The organism is Pantoea sp. SS70 (genome assembly GCF_029866845.1).
Taxonomy (GTDB): domain Bacteria; phylum Pseudomonadota; class Gammaproteobacteria; order Enterobacterales; family Enterobacteriaceae; genus Pantoea; species Pantoea leporis.
The window spans coordinates 126,955-148,740 of the sequence record NZ_CP117199.1 but is presented as its reverse complement, the minus strand read 5'-3'; the positions used below and the strand labels follow the sequence as shown (position 1 = coordinate 148,740).

Annotated in this window: 14 protein-coding genes; 5 read left to right on the top strand and 9 right to left on the bottom strand. The window is 58.3% G+C overall.

Going from position 1 to position 21,786, the window contains the following annotated elements:
* Window positions 1–220: 220 nt before the first annotated feature.
* The 4 genes from hmsP to bcsE form a co-directional block, all read right to left on the bottom strand.
* A complete protein-coding gene (gene hmsP, locus PO881_RS00650) occupies window positions 221–2,233 on the bottom strand; it encodes a biofilm formation regulator HmsP (RefSeq protein ID WP_280172861.1) in 2,013 nt (670 codons plus the stop codon).
* 728 nt (window positions 2,234–2,961) lie between these two features.
* A complete protein-coding gene (gene bcsG / locus PO881_RS00645; protein WP_137384895.1) occupies window positions 2,962–4,593 on the bottom strand; it encodes a cellulose biosynthesis protein BcsG in 1,632 nt (543 codons plus the stop codon).
* Window positions 4,586–4,774, bottom strand: a complete 189-nt coding sequence (locus tag PO881_RS00640) for a cellulose biosynthesis protein BcsF (RefSeq protein ID WP_192414390.1) — start codon at window positions 4,772–4,774, stop codon at window positions 4,586–4,588. Before PO881_RS00640 ends, bcsG begins: the two co-directional genes overlap by 8 nt.
* Window positions 4,771–6,321, bottom strand: coding sequence for a cellulose biosynthesis protein BcsE (gene bcsE / locus PO881_RS00635; protein ID WP_280172299.1), 1,551 nt, complete (start codon window positions 6,319–6,321; stop codon window positions 4,771–4,773). Before bcsE ends, PO881_RS00640 begins: the two co-directional genes overlap by 4 nt.
* Before the next feature lie 195 nt (window positions 6,322–6,516).
* Between bcsE and bcsR the strand changes: the two genes are divergently transcribed.
* Genes bcsR through bcsC form a run of 5 tightly spaced genes read left to right on the top strand, consistent with a single transcriptional unit; the run spans window position 6,517 to window position 15,725 of the window.
* Window positions 6,517–6,711: a cellulose biosynthesis protein BcsR gene (bcsR, locus tag PO881_RS00630; protein ID WP_101763788.1), complete on the top strand. Its 195-nt coding sequence runs from the start codon at window positions 6,517–6,519 to the stop codon at window positions 6,709–6,711.
* Window positions 6,711–7,442 (top strand): cellulose biosynthesis protein BcsQ, encoded by a 732-nt coding sequence (gene bcsQ, locus PO881_RS00625; RefSeq protein WP_280172298.1) that lies wholly within the window; start codon window positions 6,711–6,713, stop codon window positions 7,440–7,442. The genes bcsR and bcsQ overlap by 1 nt, the downstream gene beginning before the upstream one ends.
* Window positions 7,439–10,042, top strand: coding sequence for a UDP-forming cellulose synthase catalytic subunit (gene bcsA, locus PO881_RS00620; RefSeq protein WP_280172297.1), 2,604 nt, complete (start codon window positions 7,439–7,441; stop codon window positions 10,040–10,042). Before bcsQ ends, bcsA begins: the two co-directional genes overlap by 4 nt.
* Window positions 10,043–10,057: 15 nt before the next feature.
* Entirely contained in the window at window positions 10,058–12,343 is a 2,286-nt protein-coding gene (bcsB, locus tag PO881_RS00615; protein WP_280172296.1) for a cellulose biosynthesis cyclic di-GMP-binding regulatory protein BcsB, read from the top strand.
* Window positions 12,336–15,725 carry a cellulose synthase complex outer membrane protein BcsC gene (bcsC, locus tag PO881_RS00610; protein WP_280172295.1) on the top strand — a complete coding sequence of 1,130 codons (3,390 nt, stop codon included), beginning with the start codon at window positions 12,336–12,338 and terminating at the stop codon, window positions 15,723–15,725. Before bcsB ends, bcsC begins: the two co-directional genes overlap by 8 nt.
* 27 nt (window positions 15,726–15,752) lie before the next feature.
* Here the strand turns inward: bcsC and PO881_RS00605 are convergent, their stop codons facing one another.
* The 5 genes from PO881_RS00605 to PO881_RS00585 form a co-directional block, all read right to left on the bottom strand.
* Complete coding sequence (locus tag PO881_RS00605; RefSeq protein WP_110867899.1) at window positions 15,753–16,055, bottom strand: BrnA antitoxin family protein; 303 nt, start codon at window positions 16,053–16,055, stop codon at window positions 15,753–15,755.
* Window positions 16,042–16,335 (bottom strand): BrnT family toxin, encoded by a 294-nt coding sequence (locus PO881_RS00600; protein WP_280172294.1) that lies wholly within the window; start codon window positions 16,333–16,335, stop codon window positions 16,042–16,044. Before PO881_RS00600 ends, PO881_RS00605 begins: the two co-directional genes overlap by 14 nt.
* A 176-nt stretch (window positions 16,336–16,511) precedes the next feature.
* Entirely contained in the window at window positions 16,512–17,516 is a 1,005-nt protein-coding gene (locus PO881_RS00595) for a glycosyl hydrolase family 8 (RefSeq protein WP_280172293.1), read from the bottom strand.
* A 9-nt stretch (window positions 17,517–17,525) separates the two neighbouring features.
* Complete coding sequence (bcsD, locus tag PO881_RS00590) at window positions 17,526–17,972, bottom strand: cellulose biosynthesis protein BcsD (RefSeq protein WP_110867897.1); 447 nt, start codon at window positions 17,970–17,972, stop codon at window positions 17,526–17,528.
* Complete coding sequence (locus PO881_RS00585) at window positions 17,972–21,775, bottom strand: cellulose biosynthesis protein BcsC (RefSeq protein ID WP_280172292.1); 3,804 nt, start codon at window positions 21,773–21,775, stop codon at window positions 17,972–17,974. Before PO881_RS00585 ends, bcsD begins: the two co-directional genes overlap by 1 nt.
* Between the last annotated feature and the right edge of the window lie 11 nt (window positions 21,776–21,786).

Here is a 21,786-nt window from a genome sequence, read left to right as displayed (position 1 = left end):
TCCAGTAAGACGGTTCGCACCGCCATTGTTGTGGAGAACGCATGCGGCAAGCCGCCAGAAGCGTAAAACCTTACCGATGGCGAGGAAAATAACACCCTGTTAACAAGATTAATATCCCCTACTATTCCTTACAAAAGTTACAAAACTCTAACTATGAACTGAAACGCTTCAGCACAGCGCTTCGCTACAATTTTGTAAGGAAAATCAATAACCAAGGTGATTATTCTGGGAGTTGCGAGCTATTGAGCCAGCGTTGGTTAAAGACGTGGAGCGGCAGCGCTTCAGCGTATAAGTAGCCTTGCCCTATAGTAATTCCGCGCGCCAGCAGCCAGTCGCGCTGCTCGGCGGTTTCCACACCTTCGGCGATGACGTCGAGGTGAATGATGTCGGCAATCGCCGCCACGATGCGCACCATGGTGTCGTCATCCGGCAGCGCGGCGACGAAGCTGCGATCCATTTTCAGCTTATTTACCGGCAGCGCTTTGAACTGATGCAGATAGTTGAGGTTGGAGTAGCCCATCCCGAAATCATCGAGCGCTACCGCCACGCCGGTTTGCTGCAGCAAGCGCAGCAGCGCAATCGCCTGTTCGGCATCGCCAATCTGCGCGGTTTCGGTGATTTCCAATACGAAGTTGCCCGGCGCGATGCGATGGCGCTCCAGCAAGCCCTGCAAATGGCTGACCATGCTGGCATCACGCAGCTGCACCGCCGAGATATTGACGCTGAGCGGGATGTTAATGCCCTGCTTCTGCCAGCCAGCCAGAATGCGGCAGGCTTCTTCAAACACCCAGCGGCCAATGGCCGAGATCACGCCAATCTCTTCAGCGCTGGCAATAAACTCTTCCGATAATCCATAGCTGCCATCCGGCATGCGCATGCGCAGCAGCGCTTCGGCACCGGCCAGCTCGCCGGTTTCCATATTAATTTGTGGCTGGAGATAGAGGGTAAACTGCTCGTCCTGCAGACCTTGCAAGATGTCGTGTTCCTGCGTTAAACGCTTTTGCGCCCGCTCGGTGAGCGCCGGATCGAAGAACAGAATCTGGTTTTTGCCCTGATGCCGCGCCGACATCATCGCCGAGGTGGCGCGATCGAGCTGTTCGCTGGCCGAGATGCTGCTGTCTTCGTGCAGCGCCAGGCCAATGCTGGCGTTCGGACGCAGCTGCAGCTGTTGCAGGTTCACCGGCTGATTAATGCGAATCATCAGGTTGCGCGCCAGACGCATGGCGCGGAACGGATTGTGCGCGCGCTTCATCAGCAACGCGAAGTCGCTGGGCCCGGTTTGCGCCAGCAGTGAGTGATCGTCAACGGTGCTGCGAATCTTCTCCACCAGCGTCAGCATCAGCGTATCGCGCTGCTCATCACTCAGCACGCCGTTGGCTTCCTGCAGCGTTTCAATGCGAATCACCATCAAGCCCCACGCCTGACGATTGTGGCGATGGCTGATGTGCTGTTCGAGCAGCGCAAGGAACAGCGCGCGATTGGGCAGATCCGTAACGGCAAAATGCGTGGTCATGCGGCTCATTTCGTCGTGAATCGACTCCAGCACCTGCTGGTTGCGGTTATAGCTGCGGATCAACATGCCGATTTCATCATCGCGATGATTATTCGGCAGCTTCATTTTGTGGGTCAGAATCGCCTGCGGCGGCAGCTCCTGTAAATCACGCGAAATATCGCGCAGCGGATGCACAATCAAGCGGTTGATACACCAGCTAATGGCGATCGAGAGAATCAGCGCCAGCAGCAGATAGGTGGTGATCATGGTGGATAACGTGCTGAGCAGGAACTGATAGACGCGGGAGGAATCAGCCTGTAGCACCAGATAGGCAATCGGCTTCGGCAAACCGGAACGCTCCACAGAATAGAGCGGCAGCGTGATTTGTACCGGCAGCTCAAACAGGCGTGCGACCCAGCGCGGCACCGGTTTTTCCGGCGCAAAATCGGCGTGCAGCGCCTGGAAGGCATTTGGCAACACCACATCGGCGCGCGATAAAATACCGGCCGGTTTCAGGGTATTAAGGATGCGTTCGGCTTGCGGAATATCGGCTTTGAGCACCGCTTCGGAGAGTGGCTGACGCACGGTGTGCGCCACATTTTCCATTTGCTGGGCGTAGTCAATCCTGCGCTGCTGCACAAAGTGAAAGAGCTGGATGACAATAAAGATGCAGATGGTCACCATCGCCACGGCGGAAACCGTCGCCATCTGCTTTATCGTTAGAGAACGACTGACGCGCAACAAAACTTCTCCAGGCCACCAAAGGCGTGTAATGAGATGAAATTCGCAGCGAGTATATCCCAGGTCACGCGTTTTTTTCGCCGGGATAAAGGCGAAAAATAAGCAAGTTTGGTTATTTATGAATTGATTCGGAATTATGCAGGTTTGAGTGCACATTCAAGCTCACCTGCAAGGTCACCATTTATGACGTAATGCCTGTCAAAAAAAACATTTTGCTATAAACCGGGTACGGGCGCTGACACATCTGCTGCGTCACGGGCCGTCCTCGCGCCGCTAGCGCGGTGCCTTCGGCTTCCACGTCGTGCCGACGGACCGTTCGGGGATCGGCCGTCCTGGCCGCCCCGAACTGCCTCACGCATCCCTGCGTGAGGCTCCTGGCCCAACGTAAAAGCCTCAGCGCTGCGAATAGCCCTTTTGCCGCAGCAGACGCGCCAGCGCCTCCAGCCAATGAGCCCTTTTCAACAACATTCACTGAAGGTTCGGAGCAGGCCGGGGCCACTTTTGGGCAGGCAATCCGCAGCGCTGAACGAAGCGAGGAAGCCAGGAGAGCCCGCAGGACGCGGGCGAAAGGCGGAGCCGGGACAGGGAGGTCCCGTCTCCGCCGGTCCGACAGGCAGACGAGCGAAGTGAAGGTACCGCGTAAGCGGCGCGAGGACCGCCGGACCAAAAGTGGCTCCGGCCAGCGTACTCGTCGTAGTCTTAACAAGCATTAGGCCATTAATTGCGACCTACTGCGGATATGGCACCCAATCGCCGCCGTTCAGGCGGATCCACGGTTTACCCTGATACATCATCACCACCGCGTTATCGTTCTCAGACACCACCGGCGTCTGCGGCAAATTATCGGTCAGCACCGACATATTAACGTTCGGCGCGTTAAATACCTGGCCATCCACCACGCGCGACACGATTTCCGAGATCGCCATCAGGCTGGTAGGCGTCTCCACGCTAAGCGGCTGGCCCTGATGCGGTGCTTTCATGCCAACAAACTTAATGCCGACCGGCACATGGGTGATATCCGGACTGGGGATATCACGCAATCCTGACATCTGCATCTTGTCGCCCTGCAGCGCCGCGCCGTGTTCCGGCACCACCAGCACCATCACGCGACGGCCCGACTTCTCCAGATTGGTCAGGAAGGCATCGAGCTGATCAAACAGCACTTTGGCGCGCGGCTGCCAGTCTGCGCTGCGCGTGCTGCCCAACTCGCGCGTACCGTCATGCAGCGGAATCAGGTTATAGAAGGTCGCGGAGCGCGCATCGCTGCTCTTGGTACGATCGTCGAGCCAGCGCTGCATCAGCTGCGCGTCATTAAATACCGGCGAGCCATCAAATGACGTCACCTCCGGCGAGATGCCCGCCTGCGACATCAGCGGCGCCTGCAGATTGCCCTCTTCGCGTAGCTCTTTGAGATAGTTACCAAACACGCCGGTGTGATCCATCATCAACTGCTGTTTAAAGCCCAGCTTCGCCAGATTATCAAACAGATAGCAACGCTGATCGGTGGCTTTGTACAGATCGCTGTGCGAGCTCTGGCCGCAGCTGGCGCGCAGCAGACGAATCCCCGCCGGGCCGCTGTAACCGGTGGCAGAGTTGTAGTTGTTAAGCAGAATATCGAAGTGCTGCCACAGCGGATGATTACGCAGCTGCGCGACGTTCAAATCCGACCACGACAGCGAACAGATGTTGATCACCAGAATATCGAACGGCTGCGAATCAGCTGGCAAGGCGTCCGGGAAATGGGTCGCACGCTGGCGCTCGGCATCGTAAAAACGGTTGAGCCACGCGGTGAGGTTGGCGCTGGTTGGCGGCGCGGATTGATCGAGGCCATCTGGCGCTTTCGCCGCTGGCGTATCGTTGAGCTTCACCGTCGGCGTGGCGGCACTGTTCGGCAGTAAATTCATTGCCGGTCCGGCGATCGTCAGCACGTTGAGCCAGATCAGCATCAGCGACACCAGCACGGTGACGCGAATCCACTGCGCGATAAACAGATACAGCACCAGCAGTACAAAGCCCGCGCCAATCATCTCCCAGTTGATAAAGCGATTGGCAAGATCGAGCAGATAGCTGGGCGAGAAGCCTGCCAGCTGGCTGCCCTGGCTCATAATCGAATGGAGTCCCGGCAGCCAGGTATCGTGCCAGAACAACGCCACGCCAATCGGCAGCGAAATCCACTGACGCAAGCGATGCAGCCGCACGCCCGGCAGCGGGAACAGCAGCCACGCCAGAAACACCAGGTTACTTAGCGCGTGAAAATTAAGGTAGCCGTACCACAGCAGCGCAAATTTGATCAGGAAGTAAAAGTTCCAGCCGCCGAGGCCGCGCCACCACGAACCGTGCATCGTGAATCTGTTATTCATGTTTATCCGTTTTATGGGTTTTGCGTTGCCACTGTCCTTCTGATTTCAATGCGCGCGTCGGCAGCAAACGCAGCAGCGGATTAGAGCCGCTACGCGCTCGTCCGCGCCCAAACAGTGATGTCAGGAACAGCAAAATCAGTAACAGCAGGATCGCCACCTGCACCCAATCCATCAGCGTCATTGGTGGCTTACTCCGTCGAGGTTGAGGGTAATCGGCTGCGGCGTTTGTGCCCCGCGCTCAGGCGCGGCGGTTTGCGTGCTGACTGGCGCAGCGGCCAGCGGCGCGGCCTGCCGGTCGCGCTGTGCCACCGGCGTCAGCTGACGAATTTTGTCCGCCTCCGACACGATCTGATTGTCTTCAAACCAGACGATACGATTGCTAAACAGCTCGTCGTGCGGCAGCGAGAAGATCGACTTCAGCGCGATATCCAAATCATTGAATCGGCATGAAGAGAGGAACAGATAGATGCGGTCGTTCACCAGCGTCACCAAATCGCCGAAGCGGCGCGGTTTACACAGCGTCAGAATCTGTTCAGGTTTCAGCTGCGGCACCGCGCGCAGCGCCACCATCAAGCCTTTGTCATTTTCCGGCAGCAGCGTGTTGGTCATCAGCTGCTGCACCGCCGCGCAAAAGGCGTCCAGCGGTAGATAGCCTTTCTGCTGCAGCGGCTGCAGCGCCTGCATCAGGGTATTGAGATTGGCAGGCACATGGCGCGAGAACTGCTGCCCCTGAACCCCTTCCAGCGTGGTAAGAAAGCGCGACAGGCTGGCCGCGGTCGGCACAATGGCATTCAGGCCGCAGGCCAGCAGCAAACGCTCATCACTGTAGCGCAGCGTGGTACTGATTTCGCGCACCACAATCTTAAGCGCGCTACCGCGTGAGCGCCGCAAACTATGGACCATCGTTGCTAAAGAATTAATGTCTTGATTATGAACCAGAGTAAAGATGACCGTGGCGGCATTCGCCTGCTGCGCACGCGAGAACACGCTTTCATTATCGCTAAACAATTGCCATTGCGCCGAAAGCGGCGGCGCGCCTTCCAGCACACCTTCCTGAGCAAGGAATTGGTTTTCATCATTGCGGCTTAAGGGAATATTTTGTTCCGCTTGATTAACGGCAATAAATTGATTATCGACATAACTCAAACGGATAGCGCGGTCGGCCAGTAATTTATCTGCCGCATACCACCAGTTAATTCGATAATGCCAACTGTCCTGCTGAAACTCCAAATGTGCGAGACCATCAAGCTGGCGAAAATAACCTTGCAGATGATTACGCAGGTGAATTATTGACGTACCGGAGGTGATCATTAACAACGTAATTTGTTTTTTAGATAACAAACGGCGCATGCGCTTAAGCCAGAAGGTTAACTCATCGGGCGATAATTTTCCCCACAGCGCGGCATTACTATAAAAAATCACCAGGCCACTGCGACTATTCAGCACACGGGAAAAATCACTTTCCAGCTGCTTTAGGCTGCGTTTATTAGCCGGCAGTGAAAATAACGGCATACGCGCTGGACCGCCGATGGGATCGGGCGTCAAAAGCGCCTGCGGTTTCTCATCCGCACTGATGAGCGTAGCCGCCTTTTGTTGGCTAACTACCTGACGCAGCAGCGTTCGCGCATCTTCCTGACGCTGGCTGGTAATCCAGTAAAACCCCGGATTCTGCAGAGTATTTAATTCCTGCTGAATCTGCTGCAGGCCAAGCGCATAATGTTTTTTCATATTTGATTCGCGATCGATACAATCCAGGCTAGTTTAATCGAGACAGCCGCAATTGGAACGGGTGAAATAAAAAATAGCGTATTAGCGCAAATCATATTGATCTGTGGATAGCATTTGTCTTTACTTCAGGTTTAAACTTTACAAAAAATAAAACCACAATTCATCCGTTGTCGATTTTTCGGTGGCAAAAAAATAATGAAAACAGAGAATGCATTTTCGCTGAATGCGACTAGTAGCGAAGAGCACGATGACATTACAGCCTTAAGTGATGCCTTTTCCCTTAAGGCATTTCGCTACATTGATATTGCCCGCGAAGCGCGACTGAATACCATTATGACGCGCTGGCCATTGCTGCGTGAAATAAGCGCCGCACAGGAGTCAGAACGTTAATGCCTGTTATTGCATTACAAGGATTGCGTGGCGGTTGTGGCGCCACTTCGCTGAGCGCCGCACTCGGCTGGGCGTTTAACGCGCTGCAGCAATCGGTGCTGGTTATCGATTTTTCTCCGGTAAATCAGCTAGCTGCCCATTTTAATATACCGCTCGACCGCGCTCAGGGCTGGGCGCCCGCGCTGCTCGAACAGCAAGCGTGGCAGCAGTGCGCGCAGCGCTATCAAGCAGGGCTGGATTTTCTGCCGTTTGGCGCACTCACGTCGCAACAGTACGCCAGCATCAGCGCTATCAACGCAGAATTTGCCGCACCGCTGCTACACGCGCTACCGGCCCTGAAATCGCACTACAACTGGATTATTTTCGACATGCCAGCGGATCTGTTGCCGTGGCAGCGATCCCTGGTTACCGCGGCCGATCGTCTGCTGCAGGTGCTAACGCTGGATGCCAACTGTCAGTTGCGTCTGCATCACGCGCGTTTTCCTGCGCACACGCTGTTTCTGATCAACCAGTTCAACGCCAACAGCCAGCTACAGCAGGATCTGCATCAGCTGTGGAGCAGCTCACTGAAAAACCTGATTCCCCAGGTGATTCACCGCGATGAAGCGCTGGCGGAAGCGCTGATGATGAAACAGCCGGTGGGCGAATATCGGCCGCATGCGCTGGCCAGCGAAGAGATCAACACCCTGGCTAACTGGCTGCTGCTGCATGTGCCGGGAGGCGCGGCGTGAATCCATTACGCTGGCTGCTGATGCCGCAAGCGTGGCAGGCGCTGCAACGCCGCGCTCAGCTGGCGCATCAGCATGGCGCGGGCCGTTTCACCATCGCGCTGCATTTAATGTGGTGCGTACTCGCGTGGTCGCTGTTGCGGCTGGAAACACCGGGATGGCAGCGCATCCTGCAACATCGTCAACGTTACTACCCGCAAATTTCGCCGCTGCGCCCACGTCCGCTTGACCCGCTGCGCTATGCACTGCAAAGCCTGTGGCTGATGCTGGTATTGCCGCTGGATAAACGCACGCGTAAAAGTTTCAGCGTCAAACCGCTGTTCCGCTGGCGCGAGCCGCTCTATCAGTGGCTCGGTGCGCTGCCGGCACGGCTGGAACGAAACCGGTTCGCCCAGCGCAGCGAACAACGTATTCAGGCGCTGCCCGCGTGGTTGCGGCAGCTGCTGTTTATCGTGGCAGCGATTGTCGCCAGCCTGCTGGCGCTGCTGTGCATCTCGCAGCCCTTCGGCATCACTACGCAGTTTGTCTTCGTGCTGCTGTTATGGGGATTGGCGATGCTGGTGCGTCGCGTGCCGGGCCGCTTGTCCACCATCATGCTGATCGTGTTATCGCTGACGATTTCCTGCCGTTATCTGTGGTGGCGCTACACCGAAACTCTCAACTGGGATGACCCGATCAGCCTGACGTTTGGTCTGCTGCTGATAGGTGCGGAAACCTATGCGTGGGCGGTATTAGTGCTGGGTTATTTCCAGACGCTGTGGCCACTCAATCGTCAGCCGGTCTCGATGCCGCCGGAAATAACCTCGTGGCCGAGCGTCGATATTCTGGTACCGACCTACAATGAACCGCTGAGCGTCGTGAAACCGACCCTCTACGCGGCGATGGGCATCGACTGGCCGCAGGACAAGCTCAATATATACCTGCTGGACGACGGCACGCGCGAAGAGTTCCGCGAGTTTGCCGCCAGCATCGGCGTCAATTACGTGGTGCGTCCCACCCACGAACACGCCAAAGCGGGCAACATCAACCATGCTTTGAAAGCCGTGTGCCGCAGCGAATATGTTGCCATTTTTGACTGCGACCATGTGCCGACGCGCTCGTTCCTGCAGCTGACGATGGGCTGGTTCCTGAAAGATCATCGGCTGGCGATGCTGCAAACGCCGCACCACTTCTTCTCACCCGATCCGTTTGAACGTAACCTCGGTCGCTTCCGCCAGACGCCTAACGAAGGCTCGCTATTTTACGGTTTGGTGCAGGATGGCAACGATACCTGGGATGCGGCGTTCTTCTGCGGCTCTTGCGCCATATTGCGCCGAACTGCGCTGGATCAGATCGGCGGCATTGCGGTAGAAACCGTCACCGAAGATGCGCACACCTCGCTGCGTCTGCATCGCCAGGGTTACACCTCGGCATATATTCGTATTCCGCAGGCTGCGGGTCTGGCCACCGAGAGTTTGTCCGCGCATATCGGCCAGCGTATCCGCTGGGCGCGCGGTATGGTGCAGATTTTCCGCCTCGATAACCCGCTGTTCGGTAAAGGATTAAAGCTGGTGCAGCGCCTGTGTTACGCCAACGCCATGCTGCACTTTCTCGCCGGGATTCCGCGTCTGATCTTCCTGCTGGCACCGCTGGCGTTTCTGCTGTTCCACGCCTACATCATCTACGCGCCCGCGCTGGCGATCGCCATCTACGTGTTGCCGCACATGCTGCACACCAGTTTGACCAACTCGCGCATTCAGGGCCGCTGGCGACATTCGTTCTGGAGCGAAGTGTATGAAACTGTGCTGGCGTGGTACATCGCGCGGCCAACCACGGTGGCGCTGTTTAATCCGCACAAAGGCAAATTCAACGTTACCGCCAAAGGTGGTTTGGTGGCTGAACGTCATCTCGATTGGGTGATTACCAAGCCGTACATGATGCTGGTGCTGCTGAATATCGCCGGTATTGGCATGGCCTTCTGGCGCATGGCGTACGGTCCGGCCAACGAAATGCTCACCATTTGGGTCAGTTTGGTGTGGGTGATTTACAACATGATTATCCTCGGCGGCGCGGTGGCGGTATCGGTTGAAGCGCGCCAGATCCGCGAAGCGCATCGTGTGGAAATCGCCATGCCTGCCGCCATCGCGCGTGAAGATGGACACATGGTGCCGTGCACGCTGCGTGACTATTCCGACGGCGGCGTGGGCGTTGAGCTGCGCGAAGCCGATGCGCTGAAAGAGGACGAAACCGTGTCGCTGCTGCTGCGCCGTGGTCAGCAAGAGTTCAGCTTCCCGTGTCAGGTGCAGCGCGTGTTTGGCCGTCGCGCCGGGATTCGCCTGCATCAACTCACGACGCGCCAACACATTGAATTTATTCAGTGCACCTTCGCTCGCGCCGATACCTGGGCGCTGTGGCAGGACGGCTTCCCGGAAGATAAACCGGTGCAAAGTCTGGCCGACATTATGGTGCTGGGTTTTAAAGGCTATCTGCGTCTGGCCGAGTATGGACCTGCGCCGCTGCGCCGCTTATTCCGTGGCCTCACCGCGTTGGTGAGTTGGCTGGCGACACTGCTACCGCAGCGTATTGACCGCCAGCCTGCGACGATCAAAACCGATTTTACTTAAGTTGATGATATGACCATGACGAAAAAACTGAGTTGGTTCACCGCCCTGCTGCTGGGCTGCGTCTCTGTGGTGCAGGCCGCACCGCTGACTTCTGGCGCCATGACTGCGCCGCAGCCGTTACCGGAGGTGAACGCGCAGGTCGACGCCAACGCGCCGCTGCGTGACAGCCAGCTGGTGTTTAATCAGGTCGCTCCGCCGCCCGGTAGCATGACGCTGCGCGGTACCGAACCGAGCAGCCAGATTGAGTTCGGCGTGCGCAGCGATGAAGTGGTGACGCGCGCGCTGCTGAATCTGAGCTATCGTCCCTCGCCGGCGCTGATTCCGACGCTGTCGCAGCTCAAAGTCTATCTCAACGATGAACTGGTGGGATTGGTGACGGTCACCGCCGAGCAGCTCGGCAAAGAGAACCAAACGCAAATCCCTATCGATCCGCGCTTTATCAGCGACTTCAACCGCGTGCGGCTTGAGCTGGTAGGTCACTATGCCAACGTATGTGAAAACCCGGCCAACAGCACCATCTGGCTGGATATCGGCAAAGCCAGCAAACTCGATTTGACGCTGCAGAAGCTGCCGCTGAAGAACGATCTGTCGCATTTCCCGGAGCCGTTCTTAGATACGCGCGACAGCCGTCCGTTGCAGCTGCCGATGGTCTTCAACGCCCAGCCGAATCTGCTGCAACAGCGTGCGGCCGGGATTCTGGCTTCCTGGTTTGGCAGCAAAGCGCAGTGGCGCGGACAATCTTTCCCGGTGCTGTATAACCAGCTGCCCAAAGAGCAGCATGCGGTGGTGTTTGCCACCAACGATCATCGTCCCGACTTCCTGAAAGATCTGCCGCCAGTGGAGAAACCGACGGTGGAGATGGTGAATCAGCCGGACAATCCGTACGAGAAGATGCTGCTGATCCTTGGCCGTGACGATAATGACCTGCTGACCGCCGTCGAAGGCATTGCGCAAGGCCAGCTGCTGCTGCGCGGCGACAGCTCAACCATCGACAGCGTAAAACTGCTTGCTGCACGCCAGCCGTACGACGCGCCGAACTGGGTGCGCACCGATCGCCGCACCACCTTTGCCGAGCTGACGCAGTATCAAAACCAGCTACAGGGCAACGGTTTGCAGCCGAATCCGATCAGCCTGACGCTGAATCTGCCACCGGATCTGTTCCTGGTGCGCGCGCGCGGCATCGATATGGATCTGCGCTACCGCTACACCTCGCCGATTCAGCAGGATGGCTCGCGTCTCGCGGTGCATCTCAACAATCAGTTCATGCAGGATTATCCGCTGACGCAGAAAGATAGCGCCGGTCAGCAGCTGATGCGCATCCCGCTGATGCAAGGTTTGCAGGACAGCAACCGCCAGCTGACCATTCCGGCGCTGCGCCTCGGCGTGGTGAATCAGCTGCGTTTTAACTTTGATTACGCCAACACCTTTATTGGCGGTACCGCCGATGGCCGCTGTGAAACCGTCACCGCCGTCGGACATCACGTGGTGATTGACGATACCTCGAGTATCGATTTCTCCGGCTATCGTCACTACATCGAAATGCCGTCGCTGGGCGCGTTCGCCAACGCCGGTTTCCCGTACAGCCGCTACGCCGATCTGGCGCAAACGCTGGTGCTGGTGCCATTCAAGCCGAGCAATGACGAAGTCAGCACGCTGCTGAATGCGCTCGGCAGCATCGGCGCACAAACCGGTTATCCGGCGCTGCGCGTGCAGATGAGCGATGACTGGAGCAAAGCGAAATCGGCGGATGCGGATATGTTGATGATCGGCGGCATTCCGCAGGATCTGCAGGACGACACGAAGATCCCGCTGCTGGCCGATGCCGCCCGCAGCTGGATCAGCATGCCCGCACGCAGCAACGCAGCAGCTAACGTACCGATTTCTGACAGTGAACGCGCGGTAGAAAGCCAAACCACTATTAGCTCACGCGGGCCGATGGGCGCGATTGTCGGGTTCCAGTCACCGTTTAACGATCAACGCAGCGTCGTGGCATTGCTGGCCGACAGCCCGCGCGGCTGGGAATTGCTGAATAACGCGCTGCTCGACAGCGGCAAACGCGCGGCAGTGTTCGGTACCGCCACGGTGATCCGTGAATCGGGCGTTAACAGCATCCGCGTCGGCGATACCTATTACGTCGGTCACCTGCCGTGGTGGGAACGCCTGTGGAATCTGCTGGCCACCCATCCGGTGTGGCTGGCGATTTGCGCGGTGGTGGTCGTGGTTCTGTTTGCGCTGATGGCGTGGCGTTTAATGCGCATGGTCAGCCGTCGCCGTCTGGCCGAGCTGGATGACGATGAATAAGCTGCAGCTTGGATTACTGATCAGTAGCACGCTCGGGGTGTTGGCAGGCGCGACTGCCGCCCCGATCGGTCCCCAGGTTTCGCCGGTTGAGTGGCTGCTGATGCAGATTCGTACCGGCGAATCGACCAACAAAATCGATCTGGTACAGCAATCGCTCTATCGACTGGAAAAAATCGATCCCGATAATCCGCAGGTGCTGGCGGCGCAAATCCGCATGGCACTGCGCCAGGGCGACCAGGCCAAAGCGCAAAAACTGCTGGATGAACTGAAGCGCGTGGCACCGAATGCCGCCGCCACGCGTGAATCAGCAGCCGGCTTGCGTCTGGTGACTGCGGAAGGGCGTCAGCAGCTGCAGCAGGCGCGACTGCTGGCCACTGCCGGGCACGTCGTAGAAGCCAAAGCCGCGTGGGACGCGCTGTTCCACGGCGTGTTCCCTGATGTGAATACCGAGCTGGAGTATTGGCGGCTGGTGGTGCGTTTACCCGGCCAGCAGCCACAAGCGTATCAACAGTTGCAGGCACTGGAGCAGCGCTATCCCGGCAACATCGGCGTAGAACTGCAGCTGGCGCGCATGGCGTTTGATAACAATCAGCCGGGCGAAGCCTTTACCCAGCTGCGTCGTCTCGCCAACCGCAACGGCGGACGCGATGCCGCTTCCGAGCTGTGGCTGCAGCAGATCCAGAATCAGCCGGTGAGCGAAAGCAGCGTCGCCAGCCTGCAGCAATATCTGCAAACCTTTACCGAAGGCGATGCCCAGCAGCGCGGTCAGCAAGAGCTGGCGCGTCAGCAAAAACTGCTCGCCGATCCGGCGTATCGCCAGCGCATGCGTGGCTTAGCGCTGGTGGATGCCGGAGGCGGCGCCAATGCGATTGCCGCGCTCAATGCCGCGCTAACAGCCAATCCCAACGATGCTGAATTGATGGGCGCGATGGGCCAGGCGCAGGCGCGAGTTAACAATCGCGCCGCCGCCATTCGCTGGCTGGAGAAAGCAATTCAGGCCGGTCAGGCCAGTACGCAGATCGGCAAATGGCAGTCGCTGCTGCAAACCAACCGTTACTGGCTAGCGATCAACAACGGCGATGCGGCGCTGAAAAAAGGCGATATCGCGGCGGCGGAAGGGTACTACCGCAGCGCGCAAGCGCTGGATAATCGCGATCGCTGGGCGCTGATTGGCTTGGGTGATGCGGCGCTGGCGGGTAAAAATTCTGCGCAGGCAGAGCGTTATTGGCAGCAGGCGCTGCGCTTAGATCGCAGCAATAGCACGGCGAAACGTCGTCTGCTACAGCTGCGCACCGATGTGCTGATGGCCGAAGCCGATGCGTTGGCGCAGCAAGGCCAATGGCATCAGGCGGCGGAGAAGTATCGCCAGGTAGCGCAGGCGAATCCTGATGATATCTGGCTGGTTTATCGACTGGCTGGCGCGCTGCGCAACGGCGGCGAAGAAACTCAGGGCGCGCAGGTGATGGACGCGATGGTGCGCCAGCATCCACAGGAACCCACAGCGCTGTATGCATCGGCGCTGTGGCTGGCTTCCGGCGACCGCGATGACGCGGCGCTGGTCACCTTGCATCGCCTGCCCGCTGCGCGCTGGGACAGCAACATGCATGAGCTGGCCGATCGTCTCGAGCAGGACAAAGTGTTTACCCGCGCCAGTGATTTACGCACGCGCGGCGATGAAACGGCGGCGATTGCATTACTACAACAGCAACCCGCTTCTATCCGCCGCGATATCACGCTGGCCGATTGGGCGCTGGAGCGCGGCGACGCCCGCAGTGCGCTGGCGAGCTATCAACAGGTGCAGCAGCAAGACCGTAAAAACGGCGATGCGGCGCTGGGTCGTATCGAAGCCTTGATCGCCTTAAAACGCCCTGCTGAAGCGCAACGCGCGTTACAAGCCTTGCCGCCAGGCGTGGCGCAGCAAAGTGTGAACAGCGGTCGGCGCGTGGCGCTCGCCTGGCAGAACAGTGGCGATGCGGTTCGTGCTCAACAGATTTTTGCTGAGCTGAAAACCCGCGCGGCGCAACAGGCCGCGTCACAGGAAAAAGCGTTGGTGTTTCGCGATGCGGCGCGGCTGGAAACGCAGCTGCAACAACCCGCACCAGCGCAGCAGGATTATCAACGGGCGATGGCCGCGAGCGGCATCAGCCCGGATGTGCCACAGGATAACGATCGTTATACGCAATTAACCCGCAATCAGGCGCAGGATGACTGGCTGAAACGTAGCATCCGCAGCGACGCCGCCGATCTTTATCGTCAGCAGGACACCACGTTCACGCTGGAGCAGGATTACTCGCGCAACAAAGGCAACGGCGGCACTTCCGATTTCACCGCCCATACCACCATGATGCAGGCGGAAACACCGCTGGCCGATGGCCACAGCTTTGTGCGTGTCGATCATGTGCGGGTTTCAGCCGGCACTTTCTCCACCAGCAACGGCAGCCACAGCGAGCAGTTCGGCAGCTGTAACGATGACAATTCCGGCAGATGCAGCCGCGACTTTACTCAGCGCGATGAAGGTACCGCGCTAGGCGTGGGCTGGCATAACGATCGCTGGTCGGCAGACTTCGGCACCACGCCGCTCGGCTTCGAGACCCGCAACTGGGTCGGCGGCGTCAGTTGGAAAACCGACGTCAAAGACATTGGCCTGACGTTCACCGCATCACGCCGACCGATCTCCAGCTCGCTGCTGGCGTACGCAGGCGCGCGCGATCCCGCGGCAAACGGCGGCAAAACCTGGGGCGGCGTGGTGGCAACCGGCGGCTCGCTCGGACTGAGTTACGATCAGGGCGGCGCGCATGGCGTGTGGGGCGATATCAGTGCGCATCAACTCAGCGGTGATAACGTGGCGGATAATAGCCGCGAACGCCTGATGGCGGGCTATTACTACAAGCTGATTAATGACGATAATCGCCGCGCCACCGTGGGCCTGAACAGCATGCTGTGGCATTACCAGAAGGATCTCAGCGACTACACCTTCGGTCAGGGCGGCTATTACAGCCCGCAGCAATATTTCTCGCTGTCGCTGCCGGTGACCTATCGCCAGCGCACAGAGAACTGGTCGTTTGATCTCGGCGGCTCGGTTTCATGGTCGCAATCGCATACCGACGGGCAGCAGCGCTATCCGGTCAATCCAGGCTTTATGCTGGCGTCGAATCCCACCTCAGACAGCAGTTCGGGTAGAGGTTTTGGCTACACGCTGCAGGCGCTGGTAGAGCGACGCATTACGCCGCATTGGTCGGTGGGCCTGGCGATGGATATACAGCAAGCGAAAGATTACACCCCAAGCCACGGTTTGATTTTCATGCGCTACTCAATGTCCGGCTGGAATGGCGATATGGATATGCCGCCACAACCGCTGACGCCGTATGCGGATTTTGAATAGCGGCGAACTTGTAAAGCCGCCCGGGCACTATTTGCTTTCTAATTCGCGCAGCATTGCCGCGCGCAAAATGGCGTTCAAACGCGTCTGGTACCCTTTACCCGGCGCTTTCAACCACTCAAGCACATCCGCGTCAATTCTGACTGAAGCCTGTGTTTTAATCGGACGATAAAATCGCCCGCTGGAAGCCCTGTTCCAGAAACGTTCATTTAACGGGGCGATTTCACCGCAATCAATCTCGCTATCCGGCTTTTGACTTAGCGCGTCCAGTTCAGATTGCAGGCTATCCGAAAGCGGCGGTAATTCGCTGCGTTTAAACCTAACCTTGCTCATAGCGTCTCCTCTCATTGCGCGTGGCAGGACGTGCACTAATGATGCGAATAATCTCAGTGCCCTGATCGAAACGTACCGTGTGGGCCACCAAAATAATAATATGGCCCATAACATTACCTATTGATTGCCAGCGATATTCGCCATTCTCACAACGATCCTGGCTAGACAGATGAAAAGGATCATCAAACACGCGCACGGCAATTTCGAAGCGGATGCCATGCTTGCGGTGATTAGACTCTGCTTTGCTAAGGTCCCACTCAAATTCCAGTTCCGTTTGCATTTTACCATACACTTTTGTCTATACATTTTAGCATGACAAATTTGCATGTGTGTCAGTGCTGCCATTTTGATCGCGTTCAAGAAATCAAAGATAAGCAGCACAATGAAATGAGATTCAGACAAGGCTGGAAAATATGGCCTGGCCGCCATTTATGTCGACCAGGCCAAAAATGAGATTTAGCGCTTTTCCTGATATGCCAGCCAGGTCAGCAGCTGCAGGCTGGCGGAAAAGTAGTTTTGATCCGCTGCCAGCATGTCATTGAGATACTGGGTTTGGCCCAGGGTTAAATCGCGCACCGCAATCAATCCCCCCTCCATGTTGTACGGCGCTGGCGTGTTGCCCAAAACATCATACCAGGCGGGCGTGGTCATGCGCGCCGAACCTTGCCAGACACGCTGGAACGGCACCAGACGCAGGCTTTGCGGGTCGTACCACCAGATATTTAGCGGAATACGGATCGCGTCATAGCTGAAGCGATTGGAATAGCCGACCGCCGGTGCCACAGAACCATCAGCATTCAGCGCCACCCAATCGAGCGGCAGGCCGGTTTTGCCGAAGTGCATCTCACCCAGCAAATCCATGCCGTCATCAATCAGCTCATTCCAGATACGCAGATGGCTGTGTTCCGCGAATTCGCGCCAGGCCTCAAACAGGAAATAGGAGGGATTAAGCACCACGTAGCTGGTTTTGTTGAAGCCCTGCGCGCCCGGCAGCATCACTTTATGTCCGCCGTAGCTGATCACATTCAGCTTCACGATCGCACGCTGAATGCGGTCGGAGGCCTGCTGATAATCGCCGCCCCACTTCTGTGCCGCACGTTGCAGCGCCCAGGCAATCAGAACATCACCATCGGAAGCGTTGTTTTTGTCGGCAATCGGATCGACGGCGCCCGGCGTGTAGCGCCAGTAGAACAGATCGTTTTGCGGATTACGCAGATGGCTGCGCGTCCACTGCCACAGCAGATCGAAAGTGGCGCGATCGTCATGCGCCACCGCCAGCAACATGCCGTAGCCTTGCCCTTCGGTATGGCTAACGTTGTTGTTGGCCGTATCGCTGATTCGGCCATCGCTGCCCATAAAACGGCTTTTATAGGTACTCCAGCCATCTGCGGCCGCCTGAGCGCTAAAAAACATCACCATGAAACACAGCATCCATTGACGCCAGAACCGCATCACTCTCATTACAGCATCCTATTGATATCGATAGTGCAGCGTGCCGCCGTCGTTGTTCTCCAGCATCACCGGCACCGCCGCGCTGCCGCCTTGTGCCTGCAGCCATTGTGCATACACGCCCGCCAGCACCGCGCTCAACGCCAGCTGCCAACGTTCAACACCGACGTTGCTGTCGCCCTGCGGCAGCGCGTGGTGCTGAATCAGAATGGCATTCTCCTGCGGCTGTAACTGCACAAAGCCCCAGTTAAATCGCGCCAGCTGCAAATTCATTTCACGCTCCAGATCCTGCACGGTGCGCGCGTCGGGTAAAGGATAGCGTGTTGCCAGCGATACGCCGACGCCGTTGAGAAAGCCTTCCGCTTCCTCGCCCGCGTTGTCCAGCATGCTCTCAATCATCGCGCTCACCAAATCAAACCAGCCCGGCTGATGCGGATGGCTGACGCGTGCGGTTACTTGCTCACTCATTAGTAATCTCCGAACATGTAACGGAAGTACAGATTGGCGGTGCTCTCGTTGTAATCGCCAAAGGTGTCGTAGCCAAGTTGACCGCCCACGGTGACATCTTTGTTGATCTTATAATCCGCACCGGCATGCAGGTTGTAGCCGATGCCGTTTTTGCTGTCGCCGCTGTAGAACGCATCCTTCACGTAGCCTTGATCGGCCAGACTTTGCAGCTGCGCCTGCAACGACGGATTATTCGGGAAGTAGGCGCTCTTATCCTGACTGTAGGATTGATAACCCACCGAACCGCCGACGTTCACTTTCAGATCGTCAAACTTGCGGCTGAATTCGATAGGGAACGACACCGACGCATAGTTCTGCGGGCTGAAGTAACCGCCCTGACCGTAGCTGAAGTAGCTGAGGTTTTTCGAGTAATCCATCCACGACAAGCTCATGCCGACTTTCAGCTCGCGATCGTCGAGGTGGTACGGACGCACATACGCGCCTGCGGTCGCCTGCACGCTGTTGTTGCTCGCCACGTTTTCGCCGATGTAGCTGTACGCGCCGCCGCCGACATAAAAACCGGCATCGCCGTTGTCGTAACTCAGCAAGGCGTTACCGCCGTTTTTAGTCACGCGGCCCCAGCGTTTACCGCTGGTTTTGTCTTCGACGCCGACATACGACAGCAAGCTGTCGGTCATCGCGCGGCGTTCACCGGTAAGGATCAGCGTCAGGAAGTCGGTCAGCTTCGGCGACCACTGCACGCCGCCAACCAGCGTACTCAAGTCCTGACCCAGCGGCGTGCTGCCGAGGTCAATCTTGTAGCTGTCGCCCTTCAGCGCCATGTTCAGCTCCACGCCGGTCGCGGATTGCGAATCGGTGGTGGAGTTGGGCGTATCATCAATTTTCGCCGCACCGGTGGCAACCACATTGCCCTGCACCAGCGCGTTGGTGCCGAATCGACGCCATGCGTCGCCACCGGCGCTGCCGGCGGTGAGGGAAACCGGCGTCATGGTGAAGTCGAAGCGCGACTCGCCAAACGGCACGGTGGAGAAGGTGAGCGGCGCTTTAGCTTCGGTGAGTTTGCTCAAACCTGATTCGCCATCACGACCGCGTACCTGCATTTCACCCTGCACCCAGGTGCCGGTTTTCTCTTGCAGGTCATCCATCATGTTGTCGATTTGGCGCAGCGTCTGGCTCTGCTGAACCGCCGGTGTGTTGCTCGCCAGCGTCACGCCTTCGGCGCTGCTGGTGGCCGCCGGTGCCGACTGCCACGGCATCACCGCGCCATAGCTGGAAGGCGTACGCCCCACCGGCGAGGTGCCGCGATTGATAAACGGATTGTCGGCCAGCGCCAGACCACCGACGTTTGGCACGCTGCCGGTTTCTGCGCCCTGCAGACCAATCAGCTGACCGCGCGCGGTGCGCAGGTAGCTCATCGCCTGGCTGTGTTCGCCGTTGGCTTCGGCCACGCGGGCTAACAGCAGCAAGCGATCCGGCGACTGCTCGTTGCGCAGGCCGCGCGTTAAGGTATTGGCTTTGTTGACGTCATTCTGCGCCAGCGCCACGTTGATGGCGCCGGTGCGCGCGTCTTGCGTTGGCGTATCCTGGGTCATCAGGTAGTCGTACACCACGCCCGCTTCTTTGTTCATCTTGCCGGACTGGTAGAGTCGCGCCATGGCGAACATCAGATCGCGGTTCTGCGGATCATGCTGCAGCGCGCCCACCAGCTTGTCGTAAGCGGCGGCGTACTGTTTCTGCTCGCGCAGACGATCCACTTCGTTGATCACGTAGCCGTTGCGGATGCTCGCCAGCTGGGTTGGCGTGCTGCGTGCCTGCAGTTCCGGACTGCTGAGGAAGCTCTGCGCTTCGGTATTCAACCCGGCCTGATTCAGCACCGCCACCTGCGCGGCGTAATCACCGGCGTTGCCCTGAATGCCGCGCTGCATGTTGCTACGCACCACGGACACCGCGCTGGTGAGATCGCCGGCTTTCGCCAGCTTCTGCGCCAGGTTACCGGCATCCACCGGATTGGCGGGCGGCGTAGAGGCCAGCGCACGCAGGGTGTTGGCCGCTGCCGCGTTCGAGCCCTGCGCCAGATACTGATCGGCGGTAGCCATCTGCAGGTTGAAGTTGACGCGCTGCGCCAGCTCGCGCATATCGCTGTTTTTGCTGCTGTTGGGAATGCGAGACAGCAACTGACTCGCCTGCTGCCACGCGCTGCTTTCGCTGGCGTTTAACGCACCCGCATAGAGTTCGGTGGTGCTGGCGCCGCTGCGCAGGGTGGGCTGCATGATATTGGCCGCCATCATGTTATTGCCCTGCGCGCGGTAGAGACGTGCCAGATCGAGACGCAGCCAGCCATCGTTGGGATAGCGCTGAATACCCGAGGTCAAGGTGGCGATGGCGGCGCTGTTATTGCCCGCCGCCACTTCACGTTTGGCCTGGGCACGAATTGGATCGGTGCTGCTGCCGCGCGGTGCCACGCTTTGACGCACGCTGTCGGGCAGTGATGCCAGCAACGTATTGGCTTCTGCGCCCCGGTTCTGCTGACGCAGCACGTAGAACAAGCCTTCTTTGGCGTTGCGGTTATTGGCATCGCTTTGCAGGATGGCGCGATAGGTTTGCTCCGCCTGATCGAGCTGATTGCTGCGACGCTGCACATCGGCGCGGAACAGTTTGGCCGAGACGCCTTTCTCGCCGTCGGCCTGCGCCAGCGGTTCGCTCAGCGCCAACGCCTGCGCGCTGTCGCCATTTTTCAGCGCCTGCTGCGCGGAGGCCAGCTGCGCGTAGAAGCGTGCATCGGCGGCCTGCTTCTGGCGCGTATCGCTCTGATCGCCACCCATCTGCGCCGCGCGCGTCAGGTAATCCGCCGCTTCGGCATAACGTCCGGCGCGCTGGGCCACATAGCCCATACCGGCCAGCGCATCCGCATCTTGCGGGTTAGCTTGCAGTACTTTCTCAAAGTTGTTCTGCGCGTTGCTGACGTCGCCGCTGTTCAGCGCGGTAAAGCCTGCGCCCTTCTCCGCACCGCCAACGTTTTTACGGTAGTAATCCAGCACCGCGTTATCTTGCGGATGGCGCTGCTGCCAGGTTTGATACAGCGACGCATCGGACGCCTGCGGACCCAGCCACAACAGCGCCTGACGCAGCGAACGGTCCGCTTCTTTGTTGCCGTCTGCCAGGCTGGCAAGCACATCGATACCCTGACGACGCGTTGCTTCCTGATAGGTCAGCGCTTTACCCAGCGCCAGCTTGGCACCGGTATCCTGCGGATGATCGGCGGAGAACTGACGCAGCGCTTCAACCGCCTGCGGCAGCAGCGAACGATCGCCCGCCATGGTCAGATAATATTCGGCTGCCACGCTTGGCGGCGGTTCGTTGCCGCTGAAGGTGTTACGCCAGGTTTGCAGCGACGCCGCGATGTTGCCGCTGCGTGCCTGCTGGCGCGCTAACTGCAGCTGCGCCTGCGGAATGGTTTGCAGCTGGCGGGCGTTATCCAGCTCGGTGAGATGCGGATCGTTTGGCGAGGCTGCGCTCAGGCGCGCACGCCACTGCGCTGCTTCCGCTGTGCCGCCGCTTTGCTGTGAATAGAGCGCCAGCAGATAGAGCGCTTGCGTGTTGTTGGGCTCAACCATCAGCACTTTCTGCAGCGAGGCTTTGGCCAAATCGTCATGCGCTTTCTGGTGCCAGTAAGCCGCCTGATCGAACAGCGCCTGTAACGCAGGATTATTGCTCTCCGCCGCCAGCAGCGGCTGAGAGAGCGTCAGCGCGCCACCCAGAATCAAGGCATGGCGAATACCGGCACTTAACAGATGTTTTTTCATTGTTTTTATCC

What these genes read in the sequence shown, in the direction of transcription:
- PO881_RS00585 (WP_280172292.1), bottom strand. Translation starts at nt 21,775, where the DNA reads ATGAAAAAACATCTGTTAAGTGCCGGTATTCGCCATGCCTTGATTCTG.
- bcsQ (WP_280172298.1), top strand. Translation starts at nt 6,711, where the DNA reads ATGCCTGTTATTGCATTACAAGGATTGCGTGGCGGTTGTGGCGCCACT.
- PO881_RS00605 (WP_110867899.1), bottom strand. Translation starts at nt 16,055, where the DNA reads ATGAGCAAGGTTAGGTTTAAACGCAGCGAATTACCGCCGCTTTCGGAT.
- bcsB (WP_280172296.1), top strand. Translation starts at nt 10,058, where the DNA reads ATGACGAAAAAACTGAGTTGGTTCACCGCCCTGCTGCTGGGCTGCGTC.
- bcsE (WP_280172299.1), bottom strand. Translation starts at nt 6,321, where the DNA reads ATGAAAAAACATTATGCGCTTGGCCTGCAGCAGATTCAGCAGGAATTA.
- bcsG (WP_137384895.1), bottom strand. Translation starts at nt 4,593, where the DNA reads ATGAATAACAGATTCACGATGCACGGTTCGTGGTGGCGCGGCCTCGGC.
- PO881_RS00640 (WP_192414390.1), bottom strand. Translation starts at nt 4,774, where the DNA reads ATGACGCTGATGGATTGGGTGCAGGTGGCGATCCTGCTGTTACTGATT.
- PO881_RS00595 (WP_280172293.1), bottom strand. Translation starts at nt 17,516, where the DNA reads ATGAGAGTGATGCGGTTCTGGCGTCAATGGATGCTGTGTTTCATGGTG.
- bcsD (WP_110867897.1), bottom strand. Translation starts at nt 17,972, where the DNA reads ATGAGTGAGCAAGTAACCGCACGCGTCAGCCATCCGCATCAGCCGGGC.
- bcsR (WP_101763788.1), top strand. Translation starts at nt 6,517, where the DNA reads ATGAAAACAGAGAATGCATTTTCGCTGAATGCGACTAGTAGCGAAGAG.
- PO881_RS00600 (WP_280172294.1), bottom strand. Translation starts at nt 16,335, where the DNA reads ATGCAAACGGAACTGGAATTTGAGTGGGACCTTAGCAAAGCAGAGTCT.
- bcsC (WP_280172295.1), top strand. Translation starts at nt 12,336, where the DNA reads ATGAATAAGCTGCAGCTTGGATTACTGATCAGTAGCACGCTCGGGGTG.